The organism is Klebsiella sp. A-Nf5 (assembly GCF_002810545.1).
Lineage (GTDB): Bacteria > Pseudomonadota > Gammaproteobacteria > Enterobacterales > Enterobacteriaceae > Klebsiella > Klebsiella variicola.
The window spans coordinates 1-371 of sequence record NZ_PIOG01000270.1; the positions used below are offsets into that span (position 1 = coordinate 1).

At 56.1% G+C, this 371-nt stretch carries 1 protein-coding gene; it reads right to left on the bottom strand.

Annotated features, from left to right (window positions below):
• A partial coding sequence (locus CWM53_RS27810) for an ImpA family type VI secretion system protein (RefSeq protein WP_206062639.1) occupies positions 1-371 on the bottom strand: 371 nt, incomplete at both ends.

The following is a 371-nucleotide window of genomic DNA, read 5'->3' on the forward strand; positions in this document are numbered from 1 at the left end:
TTCCGTCAGCAATAACGCCCCGATAATGACCTGCATAGTGGTCATGTCGACTTCCGGATAAAGAGACAGACTGTCCGACATCCGGCGACTGCCAAGCCATTCCAGCGCCGATTTACAGCTACGTTCACGCTGGGGATGGAGCATAGCCCCAAACCGCTCAAGCATTGCCGCCAGCAGCGTAACGCCCTCCGCCAGACCGGTTTCGCCATCCCGCTGCAGACGCGCCCACACGTAAAAGGTGATCACGCGCAGATCCTTGCAGGTCTGAGTCAGCAGTTTTTCAGCCAGCTGGCAAATCAGTTCGGTATCGACACCGGAGATCTTATTGACCTCCTCGCGGATACGCTGAAAATCATCGTCATAGCCCGGAT